General features: G+C 56.1%; 32 protein-coding genes. 21 read left to right on the top strand and 11 right to left on the bottom strand.

Going from position 1 to position 25557, the window contains the following annotated elements:
- From KORLAC_RS12205 to KORLAC_RS12180, 6 genes are all read left to right on the top strand, one after another.
- The gene (locus tag KORLAC_RS12205) at positions 1-483 is read left to right on the top strand and encodes a RebB family R body protein (RefSeq protein WP_068306945.1); all 483 of its coding nucleotides are present in this window, start codon (positions 1-3) and stop codon (positions 481-483) included.
- Between the two features lie 177 nt (positions 484-660).
- Positions 661-1500 carry a class I SAM-dependent methyltransferase gene (locus tag KORLAC_RS12200; RefSeq protein WP_068306944.1) on the top strand — a complete coding sequence of 280 codons (840 nt, stop codon included), beginning with the start codon at positions 661-663 and terminating at the stop codon, positions 1498-1500.
- Between the two features lie 10 nt (positions 1501-1510).
- Complete coding sequence (locus KORLAC_RS12195) at positions 1511-2344, top strand: class I SAM-dependent methyltransferase (protein WP_068306943.1); 834 nt, start codon at positions 1511-1513, stop codon at positions 2342-2344.
- A gap of 204 nt (positions 2345-2548) precedes the next feature.
- The gene (locus tag KORLAC_RS12190) at positions 2549-3994 is read left to right on the top strand and encodes a GumC domain-containing protein (RefSeq protein ID WP_068306942.1); all 1446 of its coding nucleotides are present in this window, start codon (positions 2549-2551) and stop codon (positions 3992-3994) included.
- 126 nt (positions 3995-4120) lie between these two features.
- The gene (locus tag KORLAC_RS12185) at positions 4121-4375 is read left to right on the top strand and encodes a hypothetical protein (protein ID WP_068306941.1); all 255 of its coding nucleotides are present in this window, start codon (positions 4121-4123) and stop codon (positions 4373-4375) included.
- A 98-nt stretch (positions 4376-4473) separates the two neighbouring features.
- The gene (locus KORLAC_RS12180) at positions 4474-5196 is read left to right on the top strand and encodes a cytochrome b/b6 domain-containing protein (protein WP_241493410.1); all 723 of its coding nucleotides are present in this window, start codon (positions 4474-4476) and stop codon (positions 5194-5196) included.
- 229 nt (positions 5197-5425) lie between these two features.
- Here the strand turns inward: KORLAC_RS12180 and KORLAC_RS12175 are convergent, their stop codons facing one another.
- On the bottom strand, positions 5426-6337 hold the full coding sequence (locus tag KORLAC_RS12175; RefSeq protein ID WP_068306939.1) for a sulfite exporter TauE/SafE family protein: 912 nt from the start codon (positions 6335-6337) through the stop codon (positions 5426-5428).
- A gap of 249 nt (positions 6338-6586) precedes the next feature.
- Here KORLAC_RS12175 and KORLAC_RS12170 point away from each other — a divergent pair, with 249 nt between their 5' ends.
- The gene (locus KORLAC_RS12170; RefSeq protein ID WP_068306938.1) at positions 6587-7105 is read left to right on the top strand and encodes a DUF3291 domain-containing protein; all 519 of its coding nucleotides are present in this window, start codon (positions 6587-6589) and stop codon (positions 7103-7105) included.
- Between the two features lie 135 nt (positions 7106-7240).
- Positions 7241-8020 carry a class I SAM-dependent methyltransferase gene (locus KORLAC_RS12165; protein ID WP_082714648.1) on the top strand — a complete coding sequence of 260 codons (780 nt, stop codon included), beginning with the start codon at positions 7241-7243 and terminating at the stop codon, positions 8018-8020.
- 67 nt (positions 8021-8087) lie between these two features.
- Here the strand turns inward: KORLAC_RS12165 and grxD are convergent, their stop codons facing one another.
- Both grxD and KORLAC_RS12155 read right to left on the bottom strand, forming a co-directional pair.
- Positions 8088-8417, bottom strand: coding sequence for a Grx4 family monothiol glutaredoxin (gene grxD / locus KORLAC_RS12160; RefSeq protein WP_068306937.1), 330 nt, complete (start codon positions 8415-8417; stop codon positions 8088-8090).
- Positions 8418-8542: 125 nt separating this feature from the next.
- A complete protein-coding gene (locus KORLAC_RS12155) occupies positions 8543-8776 on the bottom strand; it encodes a BolA family protein (protein ID WP_068306936.1) in 234 nt (77 codons plus the stop codon).
- A 380-nt stretch (positions 8777-9156) separates the two neighbouring features.
- Here KORLAC_RS12155 and KORLAC_RS12150 point away from each other — a divergent pair, with 380 nt between their 5' ends.
- The 7 genes from KORLAC_RS12150 (at position 9157) to KORLAC_RS12120 (ending at position 14791) form a co-directional block, all read left to right on the top strand.
- Complete coding sequence (locus tag KORLAC_RS12150) at positions 9157-10248, top strand: glycosyltransferase family 4 protein (protein ID WP_068306935.1); 1092 nt, start codon at positions 9157-9159, stop codon at positions 10246-10248.
- A gap of 1 nt (position 10249) precedes the next feature.
- A complete protein-coding gene (locus tag KORLAC_RS12145) occupies positions 10250-11320 on the top strand; it encodes a sulfotransferase (RefSeq protein WP_068306934.1) in 1071 nt (356 codons plus the stop codon).
- 66 nt (positions 11321-11386) lie between these two features.
- Positions 11387-12220, top strand: coding sequence for an alpha/beta fold hydrolase (locus KORLAC_RS12140; protein WP_068306933.1), 834 nt, complete (start codon positions 11387-11389; stop codon positions 12218-12220).
- A gap of 61 nt (positions 12221-12281) precedes the next feature.
- Positions 12282-12704: a DUF1330 domain-containing protein gene (locus KORLAC_RS12135; RefSeq protein ID WP_068306932.1), complete on the top strand. Its 423-nt coding sequence runs from the start codon at positions 12282-12284 to the stop codon at positions 12702-12704.
- 118 nt (positions 12705-12822) lie between these two features.
- Positions 12823-13722, top strand: a complete 900-nt coding sequence (locus tag KORLAC_RS12130) for a hypothetical protein (RefSeq protein WP_068306931.1) — start codon at positions 12823-12825, stop codon at positions 13720-13722.
- Between the two features lie 135 nt (positions 13723-13857).
- Complete coding sequence (locus KORLAC_RS12125) at positions 13858-14322, top strand: hypothetical protein (RefSeq protein ID WP_068306930.1); 465 nt, start codon at positions 13858-13860, stop codon at positions 14320-14322.
- Between the two features lie 10 nt (positions 14323-14332).
- Complete coding sequence (locus tag KORLAC_RS12120) at positions 14333-14791, top strand: hypothetical protein (protein WP_068306929.1); 459 nt, start codon at positions 14333-14335, stop codon at positions 14789-14791.
- Between the two features lie 151 nt (positions 14792-14942).
- Here KORLAC_RS12120 and KORLAC_RS12115 read toward each other — a convergent pair whose 3' ends face one another.
- Together KORLAC_RS12115 and KORLAC_RS12110 are read right to left on the bottom strand one after the other, a co-directional pair.
- Entirely contained in the window at positions 14943-15335 is a 393-nt protein-coding gene (locus tag KORLAC_RS12115; RefSeq protein WP_068306928.1) for a hypothetical protein, read from the bottom strand.
- A gap of 155 nt (positions 15336-15490) precedes the next feature.
- Positions 15491-15934, bottom strand: a complete 444-nt coding sequence (locus KORLAC_RS12110; RefSeq protein ID WP_068306926.1) for a hypothetical protein — start codon at positions 15932-15934, stop codon at positions 15491-15493.
- Between the two features lie 136 nt (positions 15935-16070).
- Between KORLAC_RS12110 and KORLAC_RS12105 the strand changes: the two genes are divergently transcribed.
- Positions 16071-16463 (top strand): hypothetical protein, encoded by a 393-nt coding sequence (locus tag KORLAC_RS12105; protein ID WP_068306924.1) that lies wholly within the window; start codon positions 16071-16073, stop codon positions 16461-16463.
- 74 nt (positions 16464-16537) lie between these two features.
- Here KORLAC_RS12105 and KORLAC_RS12100 read toward each other — a convergent pair whose 3' ends face one another.
- The gene (locus KORLAC_RS12100; RefSeq protein WP_068306921.1) at positions 16538-17125 is read right to left on the bottom strand and encodes an NAD(P)H-dependent oxidoreductase; all 588 of its coding nucleotides are present in this window, start codon (positions 17123-17125) and stop codon (positions 16538-16540) included.
- Between the two features lie 131 nt (positions 17126-17256).
- Between KORLAC_RS12100 and KORLAC_RS12095 the strand changes: the two genes are divergently transcribed.
- The gene (locus KORLAC_RS12095; RefSeq protein WP_068306919.1) at positions 17257-17586 is read left to right on the top strand and encodes a winged helix-turn-helix transcriptional regulator; all 330 of its coding nucleotides are present in this window, start codon (positions 17257-17259) and stop codon (positions 17584-17586) included.
- Between the two features lie 88 nt (positions 17587-17674).
- Here the strand turns inward: KORLAC_RS12095 and purL are convergent, their stop codons facing one another.
- The 4 genes from purL to purC all read right to left on the bottom strand — a co-directional run bounded on the left by purL (position 17675) and on the right by purC (position 21652).
- Positions 17675-19888 (bottom strand): phosphoribosylformylglycinamidine synthase subunit PurL, encoded by a 2214-nt coding sequence (gene purL, locus KORLAC_RS12090; protein ID WP_068306917.1) that lies wholly within the window; start codon positions 19886-19888, stop codon positions 17675-17677.
- A gap of 11 nt (positions 19889-19899) precedes the next feature.
- Entirely contained in the window at positions 19900-20562 is a 663-nt protein-coding gene (gene purQ / locus KORLAC_RS12085) for a phosphoribosylformylglycinamidine synthase subunit PurQ (protein ID WP_068306915.1), read from the bottom strand.
- A 5-nt stretch (positions 20563-20567) separates the two neighbouring features.
- Complete coding sequence (gene purS, locus KORLAC_RS12080; RefSeq protein WP_068306913.1) at positions 20568-20807, bottom strand: phosphoribosylformylglycinamidine synthase subunit PurS; 240 nt, start codon at positions 20805-20807, stop codon at positions 20568-20570.
- A 71-nt stretch (positions 20808-20878) separates the two neighbouring features.
- A complete protein-coding gene (gene purC, locus KORLAC_RS12075) occupies positions 20879-21652 on the bottom strand; it encodes a phosphoribosylaminoimidazolesuccinocarboxamide synthase (protein WP_068306909.1) in 774 nt (257 codons plus the stop codon).
- A 214-nt stretch (positions 21653-21866) separates the two neighbouring features.
- Here purC and KORLAC_RS12070 point away from each other — a divergent pair, with 214 nt between their 5' ends.
- The 4 genes from KORLAC_RS12070 to KORLAC_RS12055 all read left to right on the top strand — a co-directional run bounded on the left by KORLAC_RS12070 (position 21867) and on the right by KORLAC_RS12055 (position 24748).
- Positions 21867-22193, top strand: a complete 327-nt coding sequence (locus KORLAC_RS12070) for a DUF1476 domain-containing protein (RefSeq protein WP_068306907.1) — start codon at positions 21867-21869, stop codon at positions 22191-22193.
- A gap of 433 nt (positions 22194-22626) precedes the next feature.
- Positions 22627-24003 (top strand): DEAD/DEAH box helicase, encoded by a 1377-nt coding sequence (locus KORLAC_RS12065; protein ID WP_068306905.1) that lies wholly within the window; start codon positions 22627-22629, stop codon positions 24001-24003.
- Positions 24004-24064: 61 nt separating this feature from the next.
- On the top strand, positions 24065-24274 hold the full coding sequence (locus tag KORLAC_RS12060) for a cold-shock protein (RefSeq protein WP_068306903.1): 210 nt from the start codon (positions 24065-24067) through the stop codon (positions 24272-24274).
- Between the two features lie 225 nt (positions 24275-24499).
- Positions 24500-24748: a ParB N-terminal domain-containing protein gene (locus tag KORLAC_RS12055; protein ID WP_068306900.1), complete on the top strand. Its 249-nt coding sequence runs from the start codon at positions 24500-24502 to the stop codon at positions 24746-24748.
- Between the two features lie 94 nt (positions 24749-24842).
- Here the strand turns inward: KORLAC_RS12055 and KORLAC_RS12050 are convergent, their stop codons facing one another.
- Entirely contained in the window at positions 24843-25478 is a 636-nt protein-coding gene (locus KORLAC_RS12050; RefSeq protein WP_068306899.1) for a hypothetical protein, read from the bottom strand.
- Between the last annotated feature and the right edge of the window lie 79 nt (positions 25479-25557).

Genomic DNA, 25557 nt, shown 5'->3' with positions numbered 1-25557 from the left:
ATGCCCGATACTCAACACCCAGAAACGGAAACGCCGCCTGCCTCCGACACCAGAGCGAAGGCCAAGGCGCCAACATCGGAATCAAGCACCGCGGCAAACGGAGGCCCTCCCGCCCAGGATGCTGGTGAAATCTTTGATGCAGCGGCAAAGCAGGTTGGCCAGGGCAAGACCTATTCCGACGTAGCACTCGCCGGCCTTTGCCAGTCATATGCACACGCACTGTCTATGGCGTTTCAGGAGGCTGTGCTTCAGCAACAGCGTCGCAGCTCAATCGCACAGGCAGCTGTTGCAGCCGCGCTCGCCCGGGTCGATGGACTGGAAGAAGGTAAAATCAAGGATCACCTTCAGGATGTGCAGGACGGGTTGAAAATCTTTGGCCTGTCGGACGCGGACAACATGGCGGTGTTCGCAAATATCACAGAGCAGTTCCAAAATGCCGCTGACCGCCTGTTGCAGGTGCGCAAACAGGCTGACTTGGACTAAAGCGGTATTTTCCAGATGCACACAGCATACCTTGCAAGTCCAAAAGAAAGGGCTTGCAAGGCTGATCACATATTTGTGTCCGAAACTAACCCCAAGTTTTATAGTCGCCTACTGCGCGCGCGGTTAAGGTCCCTTCATGGAAACAAACCATTTTGGAACAATAAGAGGGGGACTTTCATGAAAGCTTTATTCAGGGCCGCTGCGGTGGCTGTATCACTGGGCGGCATGCTTGCGGGCGCTGCCACAGCAGAGCACCATGGCCATGACGCGTCTATGAAGCTCGATGCCGTGCTCGAGGCCCAGCCCGATGCGATCAAGGCACGCTACCAATATCGTCACCCGAAACAGGCGCTTGAGTTCTTCGGCGTCAAGCCGGGCATGACGGTGGCCGATACACTGCCGGGCGAATACTATAGCCGCATCCTTCTGCCGTACCTGGGCGACGATGGCGCGCTCATCGGCGTGCAATATTCGCTGGCGCACCGCGCGATCGACTGGAAGGGTGATGCCGAAAAATTGGCCAACCACAAGGGCTGGCCAGCCCGCTTCACCGCTGCAGCGGAACAATGGCGTGGCGGCAGCGAAGCCGATATCAGCGCCCACCTGTTTGGTGATTTCCCGGCCTCGATGGACGGCTCTGTCGATGTGTTCCTGATGGTGCGCGCTACCCACCACCTGCACAAGCATGAAGAAACCGGTGGTACGCTCTCAAGCGCGCTTGCAGACATCATGCGCCTTCTGAAGCCGGGCGGCACGCTTGGTATCATCCAGCACCGGGCGCCAGAGGGTAACAGCGATGAGTGGGCCAAGGGCTTCAACGGCTATGTCAAGCAGGATGCCGTGGTCAAGGCCGTCACAGCTGCCGGGTTTGAACTGGTTGAAACGTCAGAGATGAACGCCAATCCCAAGGACCAGCCAACAGAAAATGATTATGTTTGGCGCCTGCCACCATCGGGTGACGCAAAAGACATTGGCGAAAGCGACCGCATGACCCTCAAGTTCCGCAAGCCGGAATAGGGCCAGATAGATGAAAAGGCTTTTGATCGCGGCTTTATTTGGCCTTTGCGGTTTTGGGGTGGGTAGTGTTGCTGCATCTGACGCATCCACAAAGCTGGATCAGGTTCTGGCCGCGCAGCCAGACCATATGAAGGCGCGCTACAAGTATCGCCACCCCAAGGAAACGCTTGAATTTTTCGGTGTCAAACCGGGGATGAAAGTGGCCGATTTCCTTCCAGGACAGGAATGGTATGGCGGTATCTTGCTGCCGTACCTTGGGGAAAAGGGCATTTATGTGGGCGCGGACCTCAATATGGAATCCTGGCGGGATTACAGCCGCTTTGCTGACGATCCGGACAAATATATTGCTGACCAGGAAACCTGGGTTGGCCGCTTCCGCGAACGGGCGGAAGGCTGGCGCAGCGCAGGGGACGCAAAGGTCGATGCCTTCCGCATGGATGATGTCCCGGCGCGCCTTGAGGGCCAGTTGGACGCCGTTCTGGCGATCCGCACGCTGCATCTGGCAACCCGTGTGGACGGCCATTTGCAGCGGGCACTCACCGGCATTTTCAAGGCGTTGAAGCCGGGCGGCGTTTTCGGGGTTGTGCAACACCGGGCACCTGAAGAGGCCTCAGATGAATGGGCGCGGGGCTATAATGGCTATGTAAAGCAGTCTGCCCTGATCCGTGAGATCAAGGCCGCAGGCTTTATTCTCGTGGCCACAAGCGAGGTGAACGCCAACCCGAAGGACCAGCCCGCGGAAGGGGACCAGGTCTGGCGCTTGCCGCCCTCCAACAGGTCTGGCGAGAATGATCATATCGGCGAAAGCGACCGTATGACACTTAAATTCCGCAAGCCGGAATAGGTAACGCGCTCTCCGTCATTCGCCGACCTGATCGGCGGATCCATAGTGGCGGCAATCATAGACTCACCGGTCAAGCCGGTGAGTGGCGAACATACAAAGGCGGTCCCTGTGGCCGCCTTTTTACTGAGTTGCATTCTACAGCTATCTACTGAATGATCGAAGATTAGGTCTATTGCTTCGGTCGACAATTTCAGGGGGGCTAAAATGAGCAGATGGTTGGATCAATTCAAGGGAAGTCAGTTTGTCACGATATGGAAAAATCTGGGTGACCTGACTAAGGGGATAGATCTTCGAAAGGTGACTAACTTTCCAGAGAAGAAAGAATTGGCAAGATTTGTTAAGGCATTTCGTTATGTTGATTCTTTCATAAAGGCATGTGATCCTGAGCTGATCCCGCAGGCACTTTGGAACAATTGTCAGACGCCAGCCGCCAACTGCAATGGTCAGTTTGCCAATTATGTTAGCTCAAGGAATACAGCGTATTTGGAGCAAGCAAATGCGAGTGTGGATCAAATCTTGGTTCAGATTCAGCCCTACCAAAAGCTTGATGGTAAAGCGGTCCGTTCTGCTAGAGCGTCATTCATTCAATATGCTAAGACGCTAGAGAGCGCGATAAAAGATATAGAAGAGAAGTCTTCTGGGGCGCTCTCCCAAATAGCTGCAAATGCGACGGAGACAGGAGAACTCCTCGCTACTAGTCTTAAAAATAGTAGTGAGATCAACCAATTAAAAGATGAATACTTTGAGGGATGCAATGGTGAACCTGCGTTGAAGCAACAGGTGTCGGAGTTGTTGAGCGAACTCACCGAAAATCAGGAGCGATTTGGCAATTACCATAGAGAACTCTTCGGAGAAGCAGAAAAGGATGGGATTGTAAAAGAGATTGCTGAGGCAAGATCGGAAGCTCAGGGAAATAGGCAACAAATTCAGGAGATCCTAAAAACTTGTGATAAAGAATTGGAAGAACTGTCTGAATTCTATCACGAAGCCTTCGGGCAAGAAAATGAAGAAGGTAAGATAGAGGGAGGCTTAAAAAATGAGCTGCAAGAAAAAATACAAGCTTATAAAGATTTAGCGGAATCTCATCAGAAAAAGTTTGCTGCTTTTGAAAAGAGAATTGAGGATTTATTGCCGGGTGCTACCAGTGCCGGACTAGCGTCTGCTTATGCTGATAGGCGGAAGACTTTTGAAGATCCAATAAAGTTTAATTCCCGTCTGTTTTACGCCGCGATGGCAGGGTTGTTCGTTATTGGGTTCATCTTTTCAGTGGAGAGCATTGGCGAGTGGCCTTTAAAGTTTACGCACGCTACAAACTTATCTGAATTAGGCAGCAGTTTTCTCCTGAAGCTTCCATTCCTAGGACCTTTAATCTGGTTGGCTGTGTTTGCTTCAAAAAGAAGAAGTGAGGCACAAAGACTTGAGCAAGAATATGCGCACAAAGAGGCATTGGCGAAGTCTTATGAAAGCTTCAAGCAACAAATTCATGAGTTGGGGCAGGAAAACGATGTAATAATGGAACAGTTATTGGAGGCTGCAATAAGGGTTGTGGCCTATAATGCGTCTGCAACTCTTGACGGCAAACATGGTGATAAAGTTCCTCTTCAAGAAGCGATAGAGAGGGCAGTTCCTGTCGTCAAAGGGGGCGATTAGCCCTATCTTCATCTTCTTCAGTTGGGGTGCATGCTCTTACAGCAGCTACATCATGTCAGTGCAATTTGTCTAAAAGTTTGCTATAAGCGCCGTGGGGACAATAAGGGGATACTATCGGGGGGATACATGCCTGATATTCAAACTGACAAGGAAGCCCGGCGCGCGCTTGATAAGCAAAAGGCCATGGCTGTGGGGCTCGGCTGTTCGCTGGGGGCTGGCGTAGGCTCGGCTCTCGGGGCTGCTTTCGGAAGCGTAATGAATGATATGGCCGTGGGGATGCCACTTGGGATTTCCATTGGTATGGGGCTTGGTGTGATGGGTGGGTCCATCTACGGTGTGATGCTTGAACGTCAGGCTCGTGCAGATCAAGGTGACGACTGAACGCGACCAATAAGCGCACCGATCCGTCTTTATCGCAGCCAGGATGCCTGATATCCTGCTTTCATTAATCCAATGCATTAATGAAAGGGGGCGCGCCAGTGTTCAACCATATGAAAAGCTACCAAGTTTGGGACCGCACAACACGCCTGTTCCACTGGGTCAACTTCCTCAGCATTCTTGTGCTGATTGCTGTTGGGCTTGTCATCTATAACGGCAAGGCGTTTGGGCTTTCCACTGAAGGCAAGATTTTCGCCAAGGAAGTGCATGTGTACGCGGGCTATGTGTTCGCGGCCAATCTGTTCTGGCGGCTCATCTGGGGCTTTATCGGCGGCACCTACGCCCGGTTCAGCAAAATACTGCCGTTTGGCAGGGGCTATGGCGCTCACCTCAAGGCCTATCGGTCAGGCAACAAGACAGCCTGGCTGGGCCACAATCCCATGGGACGGTTGGCCGTGACGGCGCTGCTGTTGCTGATGACCGTGCAGGCCGTGACCGGCCTTGTGCTGGCGGGCACCGATATCTATTTCCCACCCTTTGGCGGTATGATCGCCGAATGGGTCGCGGCAGACGGGGTAGAGCCCGCAAGCCTTGTGCCCTATGCCAAGGATATGGTTGATGCCGCAGCCTACCAAGACATGCGCGCGTTTCGAAGTCCCTTCATTGACACCCACGAAATTGTTTTCTTCGCCCTGTTGGGGCTGATTGTGCTGCATATCGCTGCGGTGGTCTGGACGGAAATTCGCCATGGGGGTGGCATTGTCTCGGCCATGTTTACTGGCCGCAAGGTATTCGCGGAAAAGCCCGCTGACGCCGAAGACTGATGCCAAAAACAGGTACCTGGAAGTAACAAGAAAAAGGCGGCACAGAAAACGCCGCCTTTTCGCTTTTTTACCTGAGGCCTATCGGGCGATAAACGGGCCTGAAAAACGCTCGTCCGCCATCAGGCCTTCGCCTGGTCATTTGCGCGAGGCCATCCAGGCTGCAGTCGCGAGCCGGACCGGCAGGAGCCCGAATAGGCTGCTGATAAGCAGGCCTCCAATTGGCCTTGCCCTAACTGATGAGAAGAAGATAGGTGGAAGACAGGGTAATCCAGCTTGCGGCAAAAACCTTAAGCCGCACCGGCCCCAGCATTTCCGCGAAAGGGCGGGCAATGAAGCCGCCGGTGATCGCGCCAGGGATGACATACATCAGGATGTCCCACGGCTGGGGCCCGGAAAGCAGATGGTCCCACACGCCAAAAAGCACGCTGACGGCGCTGGCAATGACCGCAAGGGCGGCGGTTGTGATCAGCGGAAAGTTTCGGGTGAACAGGTAAAGCGCCACCAGTTCGCCCACGCCGACACTGAAAAAGGCGGTTGCGATACCCCCGATGACGCTGAGCAGCGCAAGCAGGGCATAATCAGCGCGGGTTGGGTGTGACCGGTTCTGCAACCGGCCGCGCCCCAGCCAGCTGGTTATCAGCACCAGCAGGCCCAGCGCCACGGAAACAGTCTTGAAGGCCCACAGAATGGCTTCCGGCGGGCTGGTGTGCAGGCTCTGGGTGATCAGCATGGCGGGCAGGGCACATGCCAACACCAGGCCCAGCATGCGCAGGAATACAGCGGGTGGTACGCCAGTGTCGGTGCCTCTGGGGTCGTGGATGCGGTGCAGCCACCTGAGGGACCCGGTCGACATGCCGAACGACTGGATGATGAAGCTCATGCCCACAATCTGGCCGGCGACGATGGCAATATGGCCGCCTGCGCCGAGATATTCGAAGGCCGGCAGGAACACGACGCCGCCGCCCACACCGGTTGAGTTGGCGATGGTGGCAGCCCCGAAGCCCACAAGGTACAGAAACAGGCCCTCAAGGGCCGTGAGGGCACTATGGTCCGTATTCATCACCAGGCCCCCATAGGCCGCCACCATGACGGCGGCAGATCCGGCCGTGAGACGCCGCAGCCAGCGCGGCTTTGCGGGCATTCGTTTCGCAGGCGTTCCGGTGTGGCTCGTGGAGGTGTCCATGGGGTCGAAAAACCTCGGTACAGAAAAAGGGCACACGATGGGCACTATGGGTGTGCCCTTTTGTGCCATAAGGGCACTACCAGTGTGCCCATTTTTTCGCCTTCCGTTCAATAGAAAAGCTCATGCTTTCATGAAGAAATCGTGGCTTTAATGCAGGCGCCTGTGTGCCCATCTCTAAAGCTAGGTGAGGATAAAACGGAGGGCGAAATGCCGCGTGATGACGACCCCAAAAAGGCCTTTGATGCATCGGATTTCGAGTTAGCTCAGCTTAACGTGGGCAAGATCAGATATGCCAAGGACAGTCCCGAAATGGCTGATTTCATTGGCGCGCTGGATCATATCAATGGGCTTGCCGAACAGTCGGACGGCTTTGTCTGGCGGCTCAAGGACGAGACGGGCAGCGCCATGTCTTTCTCATTGTTTGACGCGGAAACCCTGCCGAATCTCAGCGTGTGGCGGGACAGGGAAAGCCTGTTCAACTATGTCTACAAGACCGCCCACACTGATTATCTGGCGCGCCGGAAAGAATGGTTTCACATGCCGTCCGAAGGGCACATGGTGCTGTGGTGGGTGCCCAAAGGCCACCGCCCCGGCCTTGATGAGGCCGCCAGGCATCTGGAATACCTGCGGGAAAATGGCCCGACGCCGATGGCCTTTACTTTCAAGCGGGCCTTTGGTCCGGACGGGGAGCCTGTGACCGGCAAGCCTGCGCTCGTGTCGGCTTGATACCCGCGCGGGGGGCGGGCCCCTGCGCCTTTTATCCCGCATTCGGCTCGGTTCGTCGCTTTCCGCTGGTGTGTGCCGCCGCGGCGCGCATGCTCCATGACTTGGGGATCAACTTGGAACGAGTGGGGAAATCAGATGATGATTAGAAATTCTTTACGCGCGGGCGCCGCGGCCCTGGCGCTTGGGGCCGCGTTCATGGGGCCGGTGACGGTTCAGGCAGAGCATCACGCGGACGCAATCCAGGCGGCGGTCAACAGCCCCGAGAGGCCAGCGGCAGACCGCGCACGCGACAGCCAGCGCAAGCCGGCTGAAATCCTTGAATTCGCTGGGGTAAAGCCGGGCACAACGGTCCTAGACATCAACTCCGCAGGCGGATTCTACACTGAAATCCTGTCCCGGGCTGTCGGTGAAACCGGCAAGGTTTATGCTCATAATGGTGCTGTTTACTGGGCCTTTATGAAAGAAACAGAGCCTGCCCGCTATGCCGAGAACCGCCTACCGAACGTTGTTCAACTCCATGAAAATAAAGAAACTTTTGGTATCGCGGCGAATAGCGTGGACGTGGCATTCTCCGTCTTGGCCTACCATGATTATTATTTTTCTCATGAGGCTCGCCCAGGGGGCGGATACGAAGATGTGGACGCTGTTCTACAGTCCTTATACCGGGTGATGAAAGAAGGCGGGAAGGTGCTTGTCATCGACCATGTCGCCCCCGCAGGGGCAGGGCCCAACGACTTCGATCGCCTTCACCGCATTGATCCTAATGTAGTAAAAGCTCAGATGGAGAGCGTTGGTTTTCAATTAGTTGCTGAATCAGATATACTTATTAACCTAGGCGATAGCCTAACGTTGTCTCCTTTCAATGCAGAGATCAAAGGGAAAACAAGCCGATTTGTATATCTATTTGAAAAATAGCGGCTCAAAAAGCAAGAGGCGCCAACTACCGGGCGCCTCTGGATTTGCATTTAAAGCTTTGAGTTAACTACTCAGCAAGGCCTTGTTCCTTGAGAAGCTGCTGCAATTCACCTGATTCAAACATTTCACGAACAATATCGCAGCCACCAACAAACTCGCCCTTAACATACAGCTGCGGAATGGTTGGCCAATCAGAAAATTCCTTGATACCTTCGCGAAGGTCAAAGTCTTCTAGGACATTGTATGTTTCAAATGGTACGCCGACATGGGTCAGTACCTGAGAAACTACACTCGAGAAGCCGCACTGAGGAAAGATTGGCGTGCCTTTCATGAACAGCACTACATCGTCCTTGTTGACGTATTCTTTGATTCGATCAAACACTGGATTTTCACTCATTACGTCGTCCTTTAACTTAATCATCTTCGCTACAAGTAATCTTCCTTGGTGTACTTTCCAAGGGGCTGTGCGTTAAAATGTGATAATTCTTATCCGGTTTAGCAGTGGCGGAGGCGATGAGACGCTTATTCGGGGGCGCTCGTCTGGAGCGCGAGGGCGTGTAGTTCGCCGCCCATACGGCCCTTGAGGCTTTTGTACACAAGTTGGTGCTGCTGGACACGCGACAAACCCTTAAACCCATCATAGACAACATGTGCTGCATAATGGTCGCCGTCGCCGCGTAGATCCTCGATGTGAACTTTTGCGCCTGGCAAGCCCTCTTTGATCAGATTCTCTATTTCTTCTGCGTGCATAGCCATCTGTTTTTCCTTGAATACCCGATTGGTGCGATATCTCAATAACCGCGAACTTCTTATAGCATGTACGCATCCAAGCCGCTTGCTGCCTTTTTAACCACGACCTTTGCTGCTTTCAATCCTTTTGGGATATTCCAGCAAGAAAAATGGCAACTTCCCGTATGACGCATACGCAAAAAAATACAGGTTGACTGCCACGTCACTGAAGGGCTCAATCTAGCTGCTGCGGCAAATGGGGAATTGTGCTCGTGAAAGCCAACAAAAATAATTTAATTATAACAACACATTACTGCCCTTTGGTCGGTGGGGCTCAAACTGTCTATGATGCTGTCGCTACCTCCAAGCCGGATGAATTTGAAGTTTTTACCGCCTTAAAAGACTATATGACGGGCCAAATTGTCGGGGGGGTGGGGGAGTTTGACCATAGTGCCCTTTATTCGATTACCAGGATCGAAGAGCTTCGTCCGCCGCTGGTGAGCGGGCGTGTGGGCGTGTTGAGGCGCGCCTGGATGGCGGTGCAGGACAGGCTGCTGAGGCGTAAAGTCATCGCCTACTTGAAACAGACATTGTCGAAAAAATCCTATCAAACCATTATCTTAGGGGCACTGGACGCGCTTGGCTGGCTGGTGGAACCCTTGCGGGCGATCTTCCCGGACACCAAAATCGTGATCTATACCCACGGCGAAGAAATATCGCAGGCCTGCTATTCGGCTCGGGCGGAGGAGCGCCGACGGAGGGCCCTGAAAGCCGCAGACGGCATTGTGGCCGTGAGCAGCTTCACGGCGGACCTGCTGGCGCGCAAATACGGCGTGGACCCGGAGCGCATCGAGCTGGTCACCAACGGCGTGGACCTGGATACATACGACCGGTTGCCGAAGGAAAATGTGCGGCCCCACTTCGGGTTGGGGCATGGCCCGCTAGTGCTTGCGGTCGGTCGCCTGGTGCCACGGAAAGGCTTTGACGTCCTTATTGAGGCCTGGCCCCGCATCCTGGCCGCTGTACCCGGCGCTCAGCTCGCAATCGCAGGCACGGGGCCACTTTCGGAGGCGTTGAAGGCTGCCGCAGAACGGCCAGAAATGAACGCCAGCGTCCATATGCTGGGCTTTGTAAAGGATGAGATGCTGCCGTCCCTTTATGCCAGTGCCGACCTGTTTGCGATGCCCAACCGCACCATGCCTGACGGTGACACCGAAGGCTTCGGCCTGGTGTTTCTGGAGGCCGCAGCGGCCGGTACGCCCAGTGTTGGTGGCAAGGCCGGCGGCGCTGTGGACGCCATCCTGGACGGTCAAACCGGTCGGTCGGTGGACGGCGAGGATGTTGGCGCTGTGGCCTATGCCATCACCGACCTGCTGAATGACGAAGTAACGCGCAAACGCATGGCTGAGGCCGCGCACGCCCATGCCCTGACCCAGGGATGGGACAGCAAGGCAGATCAATTGCTGAAGTTTTTCAAGCGCTTACGGGACGAGGGTTGACGTGCGTGAACTTTTGCAACACCGCTTGATGCGACGGTTTGCAGGCCATTCGGCTTTGGAGCAAATCACCGCCCGCACGCTTGGCCTGTTCCGGCCCGCCGCGCCGCTGCCGCGCTATCGGCCTGCAGGGTATTTCCCTAATGAAAACAGGGTATTGGGTGAAAATGACGCGATCTTCATCACGGCCCGCTTCCGGAGCGGATCAACCCTGTTGTGGCAGGCCTTCGACCGGCTCGCGGGCTTCACCGCCTATTATGAGCCGCTGAATGAAAGGCGCTGGTTTGACCCTTCTACGCGCGGCGAGGGCACAGACGAGACTCATCGGGGTGTCCAGAATTACTATAATAATTACAACGACTTGGAGCATATGTCCGAGTTGTTTTCGACAAAATGGACCTATCAGAATCTGGCCATGGGCCATAGTGCCCATTCTAGTGCCCTTGAAAAATACGTCGCCGCGCTGATTTCACATGCTGCGGAGAGGCCTGTTCTGCAGTTCAACCGGGTCGATTTTCGCCTGCCGTTTTTGCGCGCCAAATTCCCGGATGCCAGCATTCTGCACCTGCGCAGAAACCCGCGCGACAGCTGGCGATCGACACTGAAGGGAGCCACCAATGATCGTGACTGGAATCTGATAACGTATTCTGATTACTGCCATTTTTACCTTTTGCCCTGGTATCGGGATCTGGCGATCAGCTACCCGTGGCTGCTTGCAGACGCGCGGAAAACTCATCCCTACCGGGTGCACTATCTGCTCTCGCGCTTCTCTGATCTGTTCGCGGCTGAATGGGCCCACACGTCTATCAGTTACGAGGCCCTGTGCGCCGATTTTGCCGGCACAATAGGGTATCTTTTAATGGAAAATGGGCACACCCATAGTGCCCAAAAATCGCAAAAGGGCACACCCATAGTGCCCAAAGTGTGCCCATTTGACCTGAGCCCGCTTGAGGGCCTGATGGCGCCGCGGCAGGAAGGCTATGACCACAGTGTCGACGCGGACTTTTACACAGCAGAGGAAGCTGCCGCAGAGGCCCTTCTGAAAGCACACCTCCCCAATCCGGATCAGGATTGATTCTGATCCCCAAAGTCGCTAGCGTCCATTTACGAGACTGATCAGTTTGATAAATGGAAGGCACATATGGGGGACTGGACGAACATCGATAACGGCCGCGGGGTCTCTGTCCCTGTATGGTCATTTGAACCCGGGGGGGAGCCAAAGGCGGCGCTGCTGTTGTTGCCGGCCCTTGGTGTGCAGGCACGCTTCTACCGCCGGTTGGCGGAAGGGTTGGCGGGCGCGGGCGTCGGGGTGTGCCTGTTTGAACAACGCGGCCACGGTGAAAGCCCCTACAGGGCAGGGCGCGGCCAATCCTTCGGCCTCGATGCTTTTCTGAACGATGATATTCCCGCGGCGATCAATCACGTCCAAAGCCTGTTCCCCGATGCCCCCTTCTTTCTGGGCGGACACAGCCTGGGCGGGCACCTGAGTTCCATCACAGCTGGACAACGGGACGATATTGCGGGCGTGGTGCATCTGGCGTGCGGGTTTCCCTACCAGGGCCTGTTTCCCGCGAAGCGGGCGCGGCAGATCAAATGGCTTTGTCGCATGCTGCCGGCGCTGACCGCCCTTGTGGGCCACTTCCCGGGCGACAGGCTGGGCTTTGGCGGGCGGGAATACAGGCAGCTGATGCTGGACTGGCGCGACTGGGCCATGGGCGGCAGCTATGATGGCCCCGCAACACCAGATGCCATGGACGCGATTGCGGGCTATGAGGGGCGGGTGCTGTCGCTTGCGTTTGAGAGGGACGGCCTGGCCCCCGATACAGCTGTTGCGTTCAGCCGTAGCTGCTTCAAATCGGCAGACCTGACAGGCCGCAAATTAACAGAGACAGAGCAGGGCGAGTATCTTGGCCATTTTGACTGGGCGCGTCGGCCCGACGGCGTGGTTCGCGAAATCGTGAGCTGGATGGGCTGAGCAATTTCTTGCCGCAGGCCTGCTTTCCCCTATGTCAGGATAAACCACAAGGGAGAACACTATGAGCCACATCGACCCCGAGCGCGAGCAGTTCGAAGCCTTCAAGGACCTGCCGCGCGACCAGCCCATCAATATGCTGAACCTGATCCGATTGAAGGACAAGGCAGAGTATGAGGGCACAGCGCCAGAAGGAGTGGTGACGGGGGCAGACGCCTACAAGGCGTATGGCAAGGAAAGCGGCCCCATCTTCGCGCGCGTGGGCGGCAGCATTGTCTGGCGCGGTGCGCCGCAGTTGATGCTGATCGGCCCGAAGGAAGAAACGTGGGACCTGGCATTTGTGGCGCGCTACCCGAATGCCGGCGCCTTCATGGAAATGGTGACAGACCCTGAATACCGCAAAGCGGTGAAGCACAGGCAGGCAGCCGTTCTCGACAGCCGCCTGCTTCGTTGTGGCGAACTGGAGAACAGTGCAGCCTTTGGCTAGCGCGGAATATTTCATAGCCTTGATCAGAAAACTCAAATTTTAGTAGTTGTTTGCGCGCCCTATAGGTGTGCGATAGCCTATCCGTAGAAGAGATTTTGCTGATGGGGGCATATCCGACATGAAAGCTAAAGAGATTATCGCCACATTGTTGGCGGCGTTGGTTGTCGTACACTATTATGCTGTGACATCAGGGCCGATGTGGCGCGATGCCTATGCAGGCGAAACGTTTCTCGAACTATTGTGGCGTCGTTTGCCACTATTCATGCTTCTGGGTGGCTGCTGGCCGCTTTTCAAAGTCGATTTTTTCCGTTGGCTTCCAATCCCCCTTCTGGCTATGGTCCTATTTCATGTGCATCCCATATTGTCAGAGGATTTGGGGCTCACGAGCTTTGTTTCGAAGTCACTCCTTATGTTGGCTTTCGGTGTGTGGATCAGTGCCGCGATCGAGTTGTTCACGACAACTGAGGAAACCGTGCTGTGGAAGTCCCAACACAAAACATGGCAATACGTGGATGCAGGCTGGACACCCTATATTAGCATTGCATTTGTGGCTGTATCGCTTGCCGCCTGGTTTACCTTGCCACTGGTTGAGGTGAACCAGCTTTCAATGTCGGGCCGCTTATTGATGCACGTGCCGATGCTGGCGGCTGCCGCCTTTGCTTTCGTGCCGCGTTCCTCCCATGGCTATTATGTTGGCATACTTATCTGCCTCATTCTCGTTACAGTGATCAGCGTCAGCCTTGCGAACCTATTTAGCTACCCGCTCGGCAATGTCAAAGAAGCCTCCTATGTGCACAGCGCCATGGAACACTGGCCATTTGCACTCTTGGCAGTCACGGTTATTGGTACTGGGTGGTTGGGTAGCAACTATTATCCAGAAACAAAAAAAACCAGGCTGGAAGCCTCTAATGCCTCATCCAAGTTGCAGCAGGGGCGCGTCCAGCCGGCCACGTCACGTCTGCTACCTTCAGCGACCCGCCGGTTCGGCAATCGGAAGCGCTCCTCCAACGCAGATTGAAAAGATCGCCGTGCCTTATTGCAGGCGTTCCTTCAATAGGACCGCCGTTGGTGGTGGCTTCGATCTAAGCGCTTGTTTTACATCGAACTTTGGGCGTAGGATGGCGTGGGCTTTAAATAAGAGGGGAGCAATCTCATGAAAATCAGTCTTGGGCGTAATGATATTATCACTTTGGTCGGGTCGCTGATGGTGGCGATTGGCGCGTTTCTGCCGATGGTGGAAATTGGCCGTATCGGCACCATGAGCTATGCAGACGCGGCAGACCCGGAAGTGTATCTACTGGTGGCCTTCGCGTTGGCGGCCACGGTTGTGATCTTCCTCGACAAACGCAAATTCAGCCTGTTCGCGGCCATCGGTGCGTGGCTGGTGCTGCTGTGGCCCGTTATCAAGAATATGGGCGGTGACAGCGGTGACGATGGCGGCCTGATGGGCAAGCTCTCGAAGGTGACAGACCCGATCCAGAAAGCCGCATCAGATGTGGCTGGCCGGATTTTCTCGAACGTGTTCGACATGGAAATCGGCGGCCTGATGTTCGTTCTTGGCATGATCGTCATGACGGTCGGTGCCGTGATGGCCTTTATGGCAGCAAAGAAAGCCTAAGGGCGATACCGTGAAGCAACCGAACCGAAACATCAGTCTTGTGATGTTTGCAGGGGCGCTGATGACCATCATCGGCGCCTTTTCACCCCTGCTGGATGTAATCCACCTGAAGGTGATCAGCTATGCCGACATTGGCAAGCCGCAGCTTTATGCGTTGATTGCCTGTGCGGTGTTGGCGCCAATGCTGGACGTTGTGAAATCCCGCAAGGGCGCTTTCGTCGCAGTCTTGGGCGTTTGGGGGGCGCTGTGTTGGCCGCTCATCCGCTGGCAGCTGCATCTTGAGCGAGAGCATGGCTTCTGGGGCGAAGTGGAAAAGCATGTCACGGACCCGCTTGAAGAAGCAGGCGAGCATATCGCAGAACGCCTGTTCCTGCGCATCGATGATTTTGAATGGGGCGGCTATGTTTTCCTGGGCGGCGTGGTGCTGATGACCATCGCGGCATTGATGGGCCTCAGGAAAGCCAAATAGCGGCTCTGTATCCGGCAAAGGAAAAGGTGCCCCGTGAGGCGCCTTTTTGGGTCAGTTTCCCATTTCGTCACTCGCCGGCTTGACCGGCGAGTCCAGGGCTTCCTATAGATTCGCCAATCAAGTTGGCGAATGACGACCGAAACTGAAGGTGTTACCCAGCCAGGGCAACAATTTCAGCAAAGGTCTTGCCGCTCAGCTTGTCGCCCATCGTGGTATAGACAATCTCGATGGTCGACCGCACGTCGGGCGTTTTGGCTTCAGTGCCTGGTTCGCCACCCGCGGCAGGTTCAGTGGCACTTGCAGCAAGCTTTTCAAAAGCCAGAGTCAATTGCTCTTTGTCTTCGCTGGACAGGCTGGCTTTCATTGCCCGGATACTTGCCTTGAATGTTGCAAGTGAACTGGTGTCCAGTTTGGCCACCATTGCCTGTTCGGCGGCAGCCACTTCTGTTGTCTCTTCCGCGAATGCGGGCAGACTTGACAAGGTGCTGGTGGCGCCAAGCGCCAGCAGGCCAACAGTTGCTTTCAGAGCCATATTGCGTTTCATGGTCATTCTCCCTCAATGTCTAGCCCCTGGCTATTTTTACTAACGCAGGGTTGTAGCGGAATTGTGACGACGGTGCGGCAAGGCTGTGGCGGGCAGGGCGCAAAGAAAAAGGCGCCCACAGATTGGGGCGCCTTTTCCCGTGAAATTGAAAGGACTTAACCGTTCATGGCAAGAATGTCCTCGAATGTCTTGCCGTCCAGCTTGTCGCCCATTTTTTCATAGAGCGTTTCGGTGAGCGACTTGCCCTCAGCCATTTTCTTGGCGGTATCCATCAGGCCGCCGGTGCTGGATTTGCCGTCGCTTGCCACCATGCCGGAAAGGGCATCCATCAGCTTCGATTGATCTTCTGCTGACAGCGACCCTTTCATGGTCGCCAGGCTGGATTTGAAAGCGTCGAGCGAGCTGGTGTCCAGGCTCAAAGCCTCAGCGGCCTTTGTGGCCATATCGGCAGCTGTGTCCATGGTGGATTTTTCAGCAGTGGCTTCCGTCGCAGCCGGGGCCGTATCGTCAGCCTTCTGCGTGCTGTCGCCGCTATCGCCGCAGGCGGCAAGGGCCAGCAGCATGGCAGTGGCGGTCAGGGGCTTCATAAAGTGTGTCATACGTGATCTCCCTTTTTATGATTGTCTCTGTACGGCCAGACTATACCATAAGATGTGGAGAATTTATGGCATCGTACATGCCTGATGAATTCGCAGCATTGTCGCTGCGGATGTAGGTGAGACCATTGAGGCAGACATGAAGACAGTTCCACATCGGCGGCATCGGCATTCAGAGGGGCCGGGCCACTATAAGTGGGTGATCGCGGGGCTCGCGACCGTTGGGCTTCTGCATCTCTGCTACCTGATCGCCGGAGAGTTTTTCACGGGACTCGGTGGTGCGTTACTGACCATCTGGATCATCCTGCCTATGATTGCTGGCCTGAAGGTGGGGGCGCGTGGCGTCATGCAGGGCGGGATGCCCGCCTTTGTGGGGACATTTCTGCTGACGGCGAATTATGGGTTCCCTTATGTTGGCTATACCGGTTGGCAGGAGCCGCTGGCGATCCCCATCCTGTTGGTGGCCCCGGCAATCCATGGGGCGTTCATCTTCGGCCTTTCCGTGCTCATCAGTGCCGTTGAACGGCGCTAGATCCATAGAAAGGCGCCAGTGAATCCTGCACCTCAAAGGGGCACCATTGGCCCCTTGAGGACATTGAAAACAGCTCAGGCCGCGGCTACAGCTTTTTCGAGGTGAAGCACCTTGCGCAGGTGGCTTTCAAGCCGGGCCTTGTGGCTTGCGAACTGCGGGTCTTTGATCACATTGTGGCTGGAGAAATGGGGCAGTTCCGTGAAGCCGCAATATTGGTGGGCCTTGCGCATGGGCAGGATGGCCTCGGCCGGGTTCATGCCGCCGAAGAAGGCATTCCTGTCCGCGAAGGCTTCTGCCGGCGCATTCCAGGTGGTGGAAAAAATCACCTTCCTGCCGTGCATCAGGCCGCCACTGCCATACGGGCCATCGTTGTAGGTGAAAAAAGCGTCATAGGCGAACACATCGTCCATATACTGCTTCAACCGCCCCGGCACCATGAACCAGAACACCGGATACTGATAAATCACCAGATCGGCCGCCCGATATTTTTCGATCTCAGCCTGCACATTATAATTGTCTGCCACACGGCTTCTCAGCACGGTCATATGCGGCGCCAGTGCGGCTGCCGCCGCGTCTGCCATGGCCGTGTTAAACTCGCCGCGTGAATAGGCGCTCGGGTCCGCGCCGTTGATAACCAGTGCCGTGGTAATCTGATCCTTCATTTGTCGCTCCTTCGTCTGCATGAAGATGATGCTGGCGAAGGTGGGTACATTGGTTTATAAAATCAACTAGTATACTTTTTGTAACCTAAATTCGAATGCAAACAGGCAGCAATGCGAGTGAGGCAGAAGCGATGGATGCGAGCAACAAGCCCGATGGCTGGCTGACACCATGCGCCATTGAAAACGGCATGCGGATCATTGGCGGCAAATGGAAGGGCACTATCCTGTGGCACCTGAAGGATGGCCCGGTGCGCTTCAATGCGCTTGCCCGGATGCTGCCGGGTGCCAGCAAGAAGATGATCACCCAGCGGCTGAAGGAACTGGAAGACGCGGGCTTGCTGGTGCGCACGGTGATCAGCACAAAACCATTCGCCGTGAGCTATGAGATCACCGACGAAGGGCGGTCGACCCTGCATATTTTGGATGCGTTGAAAGACTGGGCGGAAGCCCGGGGCCTTTAGTCGACCCCGGCACGGTGGGCGTGTGACCCGCAAACAGAAAAAGGCGCCGGGTAGGGCGCCTTTTTCGTGATTAAGTCGTGTTGCCTGCTTAGGCCGACAGCGGCTCTTTTGCCATATAGTTCGGCATCCAGCCCTCATGCGCGGCCGTGAGGTCGCTGAGCGCCAGATCAAGCACGCCGCCGTTGACGGTCAGGCGGTCGCCGCCGGTCTCGCCCAGTACGGCCACCGGAATGCCGGCGTCCTTGGCTTCCTTGCGGATGGTCTCTGCCGTCTCGGCGTCGGTTGCCACAAGGTAACGCGCCTGGGTCTCGCTCAGCAGTACTACGTGAAGTGGCAGGTCGCCCTCGACATTCACACTCACGCCCACACGGCCCGCGATCGCCATATCCGCGAGGGCTGCGATCAGGCCGCCGTCAGACAGGTCATGACAGGTGGAAACCTGGCCATTTTCAATCAGCGCGCGGACGAAATCACCGTTGCGGCGTTCGATATCCAGGTCCACATGCGGCGGGCAGCCTTCGTTCTTGCCCAGAATCTGCTTCTGGTAGAGGCTGGCACCCAGCTCGTTCTTGGTTTCGCCGATCAGCACCACAGTCTGGCCCGCGCCTTTAAGCGCGATGGTGGCCATCTTGTTGCTGTCAGCCATCACGCCCACGCCGCCGATGGCGGGCGTTGGCAGGATGCCGGAGCCGTTGGTCTCGTTATAGAGCGACACGTTACCGGACACGATCGGGTAGTCCAGCGCGCGGCAGGCTTCGCCCATGCCTTCAAGGCAGCCGACGAACTGGCCCATGATGTCCTTGCGCTCGGGGTTGCCGAAGTTGAGGCAGTTGGTGATGGCAAGAGGGGTCGCGCCCACAGCCGTGATGTTCCGCCATGTTTCCGCAACCGCCTGACGGCCGCCTTCAACCGGGTCGGCGTAGCAGTAGCGTGGGGTCACGTCGGTTGAGATCGCCAGCGCTTTTTCTGTGCCGTGCACGCGCACAACAGCGGCGTCGCCACCGGGGCGCTGGATGGTGTCACCCATCACCATGTGGTCATACTGTTCCCAGATCCAGCGGCGCGAACAAAGGTTCGGGCCACCGATCAGGTCCATCACAGCCTTGCCGAGGTCGGCAGGCGCGTCCACGTCCACCGCGTCGCGCTTCGGCGTTGGCACGTAGGGGCGCTCATACTCTGGCGCGTCTTCAACGAGGCTGTTGATCGGCATGTCGCCCACCACTTCGCCGCCGAACTTCAGCGTCAGGTTGCCGGTGTCGGTGATATGGCCGATCACGGCGAAGTCCAGTTCCCACTTTTCGAAGATCTTCTTCGCCATGTCTTCACGGCCCGGCTTGAGGACCATGAGCATGCGCTCCTGGCTCTCAGACAGCATCATCTCGTAAGGGAGCATGTTCGCTTCGCGCTGTGGCACCTGATCGAGGTCCAGCTCAAAGCCCACGCCGCCTTTGGATGCCATCTCAACGCTTGACGACGTCAGGCCCGCCGCGCCCATGTCCTGGATCGCGATGATGGCATCGGTGGCCATCAGCTCAAGGCAGGCTTCAATCAGCAGCTTCTCGGTGAAGGGGTCGCCAACCTGCACGGTCGGGCGCTTCTCCTCACTGTCTTCGGTGAATTCGGCAGACGCCATGGTGGCGCCGTGGATGCCGTCGCGGCCGGTCTTACTGCCCACATAGACAACAGGGTTCCCCACGCCCGCTGCGGCGCAGTAGAAGATCTTGTCCGTGTCTGCGAGGCCAACGGTCATGGCATTCACAAGGATGTTGCCGTTGTAGCTTTCGTCGAAGTTGGTTTCGCCGCCCACGGTGGGAACGCCCACGCAGTTGCCGTAACCGCCGATGCCTTCAACCACGCCTGCCAGCAGGTGGCGGGTTTTCGGGTGGTCAGGCTCGCCGAAGCGGAGCGCGTTCATGTTGGCCACAGGCCGGGCGCCCATGGTGAACACGTCGCGCAGAATGCCGCCCACGCCCGTCGCCGCGCCCTGGTAGGGCTCGATATAGGATGGGTGGTTGTGGCTTTCCATCTTGAAGATCGCGGCCTGGCCGTCGCCAATGTCGATCACGCCGGCGTTCTCGCCCGGGCCCTGGATAACCCAAGGGGCCTTGGTGGGCAGCTTCTTCAGGTGGAAGCGCGAGGATTTGTAGGAGCAGTGCTCGGACCACATCACGCTATAGATGCCAAGCTCGGTATAGTTTGGCTCACGCCCCATTGCCGAGACAATGCGCGCATATTCTTCTTCGTTCAGCCCGTGTTCCTTGACGAGTTCCGGGGTGATCTTGATTTCGTTGCCGTTATTCATTGCTCTTCCCCTTAGCCCAGTCGGTTCATGACAGATTCGAACAGCTTGCGGCCGTCAGAGCCACCAAGTGCTGGTTCGATCATGCGCTCAGGGTGAGGCATCATGCCAAGGACATTGCCTTTGGCGTTTGTGATGCCGGCGATGCGGCGCTGGGCGCCGTTGATGTCTTCGTTGTATTTGAACGCCACCTGGCCTTCGCCTTCAAGGCGGTCGAGCGTCTCAGTGTCAGCGAAATAGTTGCCGTCATGGTGGGCAACCGGGATGGTGATCTCTTCGCCGGCTGCGTAGGCGCTTGTGAACATGGTGTCGGCGTTCTCCACCGTCATCTTCACGTCCTTGCACACGAAATGCAGGCCCGCGTTGCGCATCAGGGCGCCGGGCAGGAGGCCGGTTTCCGTCAGGATCTGGAAGCCGTTACACACGCCGAAAGTGGGCACGCCCGCTTCCGCGCGCTTGATCACTTCCTTCATGATGTGGCTGCGCGCGCTCATGGCGCCGCAACGAAGATAGTCGCCGTAGGAAAAACCGCCTGGCAGGGCAATGAAATCGACCTTGTCGAAATCATACTCCTGGTGCCAGACCATGAGTGGCTTTTGCCCTGTGATCTTCTCAAGGGCGACAGCCATATCCCGGTCGCAGTTCGATCCCGGGAAAACGATAACCGCGGATTTCATGTGATCTACTCCAGTTCGATGGAATAGTTTTCAATCACGGTATTGGCCAGAAGCTTGCGGCACATTTCGTCCACTTCCTTTTCCGCCGATGCGCGATCCGTGGACTTGAGGTCCAGCTCGATATATTTGCCTTGGCGGGCGGCTTCGACACCGTCAAATCCCATGTTGCCGAGCGCGTGCTCGATGGCTTTGCCTTGAGGGTCCAGAACGCCGTTTTTAAGGGTCACGTGAATGCGGGCTTTCATTGGGCTCACTTTCTTTCAGTCAGATAATTGTGCCGTTAGGCTTTGGGCTTACAAAAAGGTCGGACCAGAAGCTACTGCTTCTGGCCCTTGTTCTGATGATCTGCGATTTCGGTGATGTCCGCGTTCGGCAGAATGCCAAGGCGGCGTGCGACTTCCTGGTAGGCTTCCATCTCGCCCCCAAGGTCGCGGCGGAAGCGGTCCTTGTCCAGCTTCTCACCGGTTTTCATGTCCCACAGGCGACAGCCATCGGGGCTGATCTCGTCTGCGAGAATGGTGATGCAGTCTTCGCCTTCATAAAGGCGGCCGAACTCAAGCTTGAAATCCACCAGCTTGATGCCGATGCCGGCAAACAGGCCGGAGAGGAAATCGTTGATGCGCAGGGCATAGTGCGTCATTTCCTCAAGCTCGATCTCGTCGGCCCAGCCAAACGCCAGCACATGCTCTTCAGCGATCAGCGGGTCGCCCAGCTCGTCGGACTTGTAGCAGAACTCAACAATCGGGCGGGGCAGCGGGGTGCCTTCGTCGATCCCAAGGCGCTTGGAGATGCCACCGGCGGCGATGTTGCGTACAATCACTTCAACCGGGATGATCTCAACAGCTTTAACCAGCTGTTCGCGCATGGACGTGCGCTCGATAAAATGCGTTGGAACGCCGATGTCGGCCAGGGCCGTGAAAATATATTCAGAGATATGGTTGTTCACCACGCCTTTACCTGCGAGCGTGCCTTTTTTTTCGGCATTGAACGCAGTGGCGTCATCTTTGAAATATTGGATAATAGTGCCGGGCTCAGGGCCTTCGAACAGAACTTTGGCCTTGCCTTCGTAAATCTTGTTGCGGCGGGACATATATTGCCTCTTTTCCTCAGCTTGAGGGATGTCAGTGGGTTGCGCGGGCGCGAACATAAGGGAAAAGGTTCCCTGCGACAATCTTTCTGTAACAAATAACAAGAAGTTTCGTCTAAGGTCTGGAAATGTGCGCAGAAATTTCCTTTATAGAGGGAAGCGCTATGCTAAATTAGTGGGGTCTCGATCTGAGACTCGGATAAGAGGATGAGTAACAATGACCACGTTCGACAGCCGCGAGAAGGCTTTTGAAGACAAATTCGCCCACGACGAGACCATGATGTTCAAGGCGCGCGCGCGTCGGAACCGCCTGCTGGGCGAGTGGTTGGCCGGTGAGATGGGCCTTTCGGGTGACGACGTAGCGGCCTACGCCAAAGAGGTTGTGAAATCCGACCTTGAGGAAGACGGCGACGAGGACGTGATTCGCAAGGTGCTGGCGGATATCGAAGGCAAAGGCCTGGATATTTCCCGCCACCGCATTGAGAAGCACCTTGAAGAGTTTCTGGGCGAAGCGCAGCAGCAGATCATGGCTGAAGCGAAGTAAGACGTTCTGGGAAATCGAATGATGAAAAGGCCGGATCATTCCGGCCTTTTTTATTGGGTAGCAGCAAGGGGGCTATCTGGATGGACCTACGGTGGCACACAACCATCAGTCAATCGTAAGGCGTTAGGCGCTGGGTAGGGTGACATGATATGTTCAGTGCTCAGACGCTGTGGGGGGCGAGTTGATGGGCAGGCAACTGATGATTTGCTTGCTATTGTTCCGGATCCGTGTTCTAAGCGGTGCAAATGCCGTGTGTAGATGACTTCATCAGCGGCATTCCATTCTCGTCATTGATCCTTCGATTGCTGCCTTGAATAATAGCCAATTTTGGCAAAGAACATACGGCAGCTGATCTACACAGACTTCCCAAACAAAGTGCCTGCTTTCTGTCGCCTCCTGAGGTGATGTGTTGCAGGAGGATTGAAGAGACTATTTGACTTATTTTAAAGACCTCGGCCTTGCTGAGTCAGTCCTGCGCGCTGTTGATGCAGCAGGATATACTACCCCAACACCTATCCAGCGTGATGTAATCCCGGCCATGAACGCCCACAGCGACGTTATTGGCATCGCGCAGACAGGAACCGGTAAAACCGCTTCTTTCGTATTGCCGATCCTGAACCGGATTGCAGCCAGGAAAAAGCGGCATTGGCCAGGAACTTGCGGCGCGCTCATTCTGACGCCGACGCGCGAGCTGGCCCAGCAAATTGCAGAACAAATCCAGACCTTCAGCAAGTTCATGAAAGTGAGCGCCCCTGTTGTTGTCGGCGGCGTCAGCCCCCGGCCCCAGATTGCGGCTTGCGCCCCGGGCGTCGACATCATTGTCGCGACGCCGGGTCGGCTTTTGGACCATATGGCATCGGGCGCGATCCGGCTGGACCAGACGCTTCAGGTGGTGGCCGATGAAGCCGACCAGATGATGGACATGGGCTTCCTGCCTGAACTTCGCAAGATCATGCTGGCACTGCCCAAAGGGCGCCAGACCATCCTGATGTCGGCAACTATGCCGCCACAGATCAGGAAGCTGGCAAATGAATTCATGACCAACCCGACCGAAATTTCAGTTGCGCCGGCATCAACGCCGATCGCCCGCATCTCCCAGATCGTGATGCGTGTTGAAAAGAATGCCAAGAGCCGTGCTCTTGTTGATGTTCTGGCCGACGACACGGTGACAAAAGCCATTGTCTTTACCCGCACCAAACACGGCGCGGACAAGGTCGCGGCCCATCTGGCAGGCGCGGGGCAACCCGCCGAGGCCATTCATGGTGACAAGGGTCAGGGCGAGCGCGAGAAGGCCCTGGCAGGCTTCCGGGACGGCGAAACCAGAATCCTGGTCGCCACCGAGATTGCAGCCCGCGGCATCGACATCGACGACATCTCGCATGTTATCAATTTCGATATGCCCCATGTTCCCGAAGCCTATGTGCACCGGATCGGCCGCACAGCACGGGCAGGGCGAAGCGGCGTTGCCATATCCCTGTGCGATGCATCCGAAGTGAAGCTTTTGCGCGAGATCGAGAAACTCACAGGCCAGCAATTGCTGCCTGCCTCTGATCAGGTCAAGGCTGAACAGGCCAAGGTTGGCGCTGACAGCAGCGACGAGACCCGCACCGCCTCGCAGGCTCGCCCACAGGCAACAAAGGCAACATCAGAGCAGAATCAGAAATCCAGCCGTGGCATTGAAATAAAAAGCAAGCCACAGAGCAGGAAGCCCAGCGCGCCACCATGGCGCAAACCTGGGCCGGAAATGCCCACCGACGGCTTGATGCGCATGCTCGGCAAGAGCAAGTCACTCGCGGCAGGCATCGCCTGAAAAAGGCACACACTAAACAACTAATACCGTTATCCAAAATGTAGACTGAAAGGAAATTCACATGGCTACAGGTACTGTAAAATGGTTCAACCCAGACAAAGGCTTCGGCTTCATCAAACCAACTGACGGCGGTGCTGACGTATTCGTACACATCAGCGCAATCGAACGTGCTGGTCTGAGCGGCCTCAATGAAGGCGACGAAGTTGGATATGAAATCCAGGTCGACGAAATGCGCGGCAAATCTTCTGCTGAAAACCTGCAGTTGACTTAAAGACAAGCCTAAAGACATGAAGGTGAGGCGCTTTGTGCCTCACCTTTTTTTTTCGGGAAAATGCTCGCCCCCCGAAGACTGATACGGCTTGCCAAGTGCGGCTGATCGGCTAAGCTTGACGGGCAATTATGATATCTCAAAAATTCGCCTCTGCCACCCGGCAGGCGCGCCTTGCCCAGACGCCCATGCTGCAAGGCTGGGCATTAGCAGATATGGAACCGGATAATGCTGAAAATCGTGTCTGTAAAAATCGACGAAATTTACATCCCTACAGCCAGGCGTGGTGAGCTGGACCAAAGCAAGGTGGACGCCGTAACCGAGAAGTTGCTGAATGGCGAAGACCCGAAGCCGATCAAGGTGCGCAACGGCAAAGGCCGTTATGTGCTGGTCGAAGGGATGAACCGCCTGGAGGCCAACAGGGCCCTGGGGGAATCGGACATTGGTGCTTATATCGTTCAGGCCCCAAAATTCTGAAGCCTTTCGTAGCTTGAAACCCTAACAGCCTGGTGTTCAAAGCCATAGAAAAAGGGCCGGATCGTTCCGGCCTTTCTTGTGTCTCATGTTCCTCTTACGCCTTGCGACGTCTGCGTTCGCGCCGCGCCATGTAAATCAGGCCAGGCAGCAGAAGAAGCGCGCCAAGGGGCTCGGGTACCGATGCCGCGTCGTCAATTACCAACGCAGTGTAATCAAAGCCCCGGTTGGTGCTGCCGTCATAGCTGAGGGAACTGTCGCCACCCGGATAACGGATAAGGCCGCCGGGCAGTGTGATGGAAACATCCTTGCCAAGGCTATATTGAGAGCTGGTCACTTCAGCAAGCAGTCCGATATAATAGACACCCGCCGATGTGAAAGGTGAGCCAACACCAGTGTTGACCACGGCAGTCAGGCCGCTGCCTACGCTGTTGCCTGAGAAAGAGGCAAAGGTTGTCCAGCTCCAGGTGTCCCAGTTCCACACTGACCAGGACAGCGAGAATTCGGCATAATCGGTAATGTCGCACCAGGAAAAGGTGCTGGTGCCGCTGGCCGCCCAGATGGAGGTGCCGCACCCGTCAAGCTGTATGTCTTCACCTAGCGCTACCGGGTCGTAGCTGCCCACGTCAGATTTTACATCAATGAAAGGATAGGTGGCGTCCTGGCTGTATGCACTTGTAGATACAGCGAAAAAGGCCGCAAGCCCCGCGCCAAGCATTTTCAAGAATTTCATCGTTCGAACCCCAATTCGCTTTGTACCGCTTATGCCCTATCTATCTGCGGTTGTCATTTTCGACGATGCCCGAAACCGG

Source organism: Kordiimonas lacus (assembly GCF_001550055.1).
GTDB lineage: Bacteria > Pseudomonadota > Alphaproteobacteria > Sphingomonadales > Kordiimonadaceae > Kordiimonas > Kordiimonas lacus.
This window is presented reverse-complemented; position numbering and strand designations above follow the sequence as displayed.

Coding starts and splice junctions, on each gene's coding strand:
- KORLAC_RS12050 (WP_068306899.1), bottom strand. CDS start 25,478: ATGAAATTCTTGAAAATGCTTGGCGCGGGGCTTGCGGCCTTTTTCGCT.
- KORLAC_RS12070 (WP_068306907.1), top strand. CDS start 21,867: ATGACCACGTTCGACAGCCGCGAGAAGGCTTTTGAAGACAAATTCGCC.
- KORLAC_RS12135 (WP_068306932.1), top strand. CDS start 12,282: ATGAGCCACATCGACCCCGAGCGCGAGCAGTTCGAAGCCTTCAAGGAC.
- KORLAC_RS12170 (WP_068306938.1), top strand. CDS start 6,587: ATGCCGCGTGATGACGACCCCAAAAAGGCCTTTGATGCATCGGATTTC.
- purL (WP_068306917.1), bottom strand. CDS start 19,888: ATGAATAACGGCAACGAAATCAAGATCACCCCGGAACTCGTCAAGGAA.
- KORLAC_RS12165 (WP_082714648.1), top strand. CDS start 7,241: ATGATGATTAGAAATTCTTTACGCGCGGGCGCCGCGGCCCTGGCGCTT.
- KORLAC_RS12150 (WP_068306935.1), top strand. CDS start 9,157: ATGACGGGCCAAATTGTCGGGGGGGTGGGGGAGTTTGACCATAGTGCC.
- KORLAC_RS12055 (WP_068306900.1), top strand. CDS start 24,500: ATGCTGAAAATCGTGTCTGTAAAAATCGACGAAATTTACATCCCTACA.
- KORLAC_RS12155 (WP_068306936.1), bottom strand. CDS start 8,776: ATGGCTATGCACGCAGAAGAAATAGAGAATCTGATCAAAGAGGGCTTG.
- KORLAC_RS12195 (WP_068306943.1), top strand. CDS start 1,511: ATGAAAAGGCTTTTGATCGCGGCTTTATTTGGCCTTTGCGGTTTTGGG.
- KORLAC_RS12110 (WP_068306926.1), bottom strand. CDS start 15,934: ATGACACACTTTATGAAGCCCCTGACCGCCACTGCCATGCTGCTGGCC.
- purQ (WP_068306915.1), bottom strand. CDS start 20,562: ATGAAATCCGCGGTTATCGTTTTCCCGGGATCGAACTGCGACCGGGAT.
- purS (WP_068306913.1), bottom strand. CDS start 20,807: ATGAAAGCCCGCATTCACGTGACCCTTAAAAACGGCGTTCTGGACCCT.
- KORLAC_RS12105 (WP_068306924.1), top strand. CDS start 16,071: ATGAAGACAGTTCCACATCGGCGGCATCGGCATTCAGAGGGGCCGGGC.
- KORLAC_RS12130 (WP_068306931.1), top strand. CDS start 12,823: ATGAAAGCTAAAGAGATTATCGCCACATTGTTGGCGGCGTTGGTTGTC.
- KORLAC_RS12190 (WP_068306942.1), top strand. CDS start 2,549: ATGAGCAGATGGTTGGATCAATTCAAGGGAAGTCAGTTTGTCACGATA.
- KORLAC_RS12060 (WP_068306903.1), top strand. CDS start 24,065: ATGGCTACAGGTACTGTAAAATGGTTCAACCCAGACAAAGGCTTCGGC.
- grxD (WP_068306937.1), bottom strand. CDS start 8,417: ATGAGTGAAAATCCAGTGTTTGATCGAATCAAAGAATACGTCAACAAG.
- KORLAC_RS12205 (WP_068306945.1), top strand. CDS start 1: ATGCCCGATACTCAACACCCAGAAACGGAAACGCCGCCTGCCTCCGAC.
- KORLAC_RS12100 (WP_068306921.1), bottom strand. CDS start 17,125: ATGAAGGATCAGATTACCACGGCACTGGTTATCAACGGCGCGGACCCG.
- KORLAC_RS12200 (WP_068306944.1), top strand. CDS start 661: ATGAAAGCTTTATTCAGGGCCGCTGCGGTGGCTGTATCACTGGGCGGC.
- KORLAC_RS12140 (WP_068306933.1), top strand. CDS start 11,387: ATGGGGGACTGGACGAACATCGATAACGGCCGCGGGGTCTCTGTCCCT.
- KORLAC_RS12175 (WP_068306939.1), bottom strand. CDS start 6,337: ATGCCCGCAAAGCCGCGCTGGCTGCGGCGTCTCACGGCCGGATCTGCC.
- purC (WP_068306909.1), bottom strand. CDS start 21,652: ATGTCCCGCCGCAACAAGATTTACGAAGGCAAGGCCAAAGTTCTGTTC.
- KORLAC_RS12185 (WP_068306941.1), top strand. CDS start 4,121: ATGCCTGATATTCAAACTGACAAGGAAGCCCGGCGCGCGCTTGATAAG.
- KORLAC_RS12115 (WP_068306928.1), bottom strand. CDS start 15,335: ATGAAACGCAATATGGCTCTGAAAGCAACTGTTGGCCTGCTGGCGCTT.
- KORLAC_RS12125 (WP_068306930.1), top strand. CDS start 13,858: ATGAAAATCAGTCTTGGGCGTAATGATATTATCACTTTGGTCGGGTCG.
- KORLAC_RS12095 (WP_068306919.1), top strand. CDS start 17,257: ATGGATGCGAGCAACAAGCCCGATGGCTGGCTGACACCATGCGCCATT.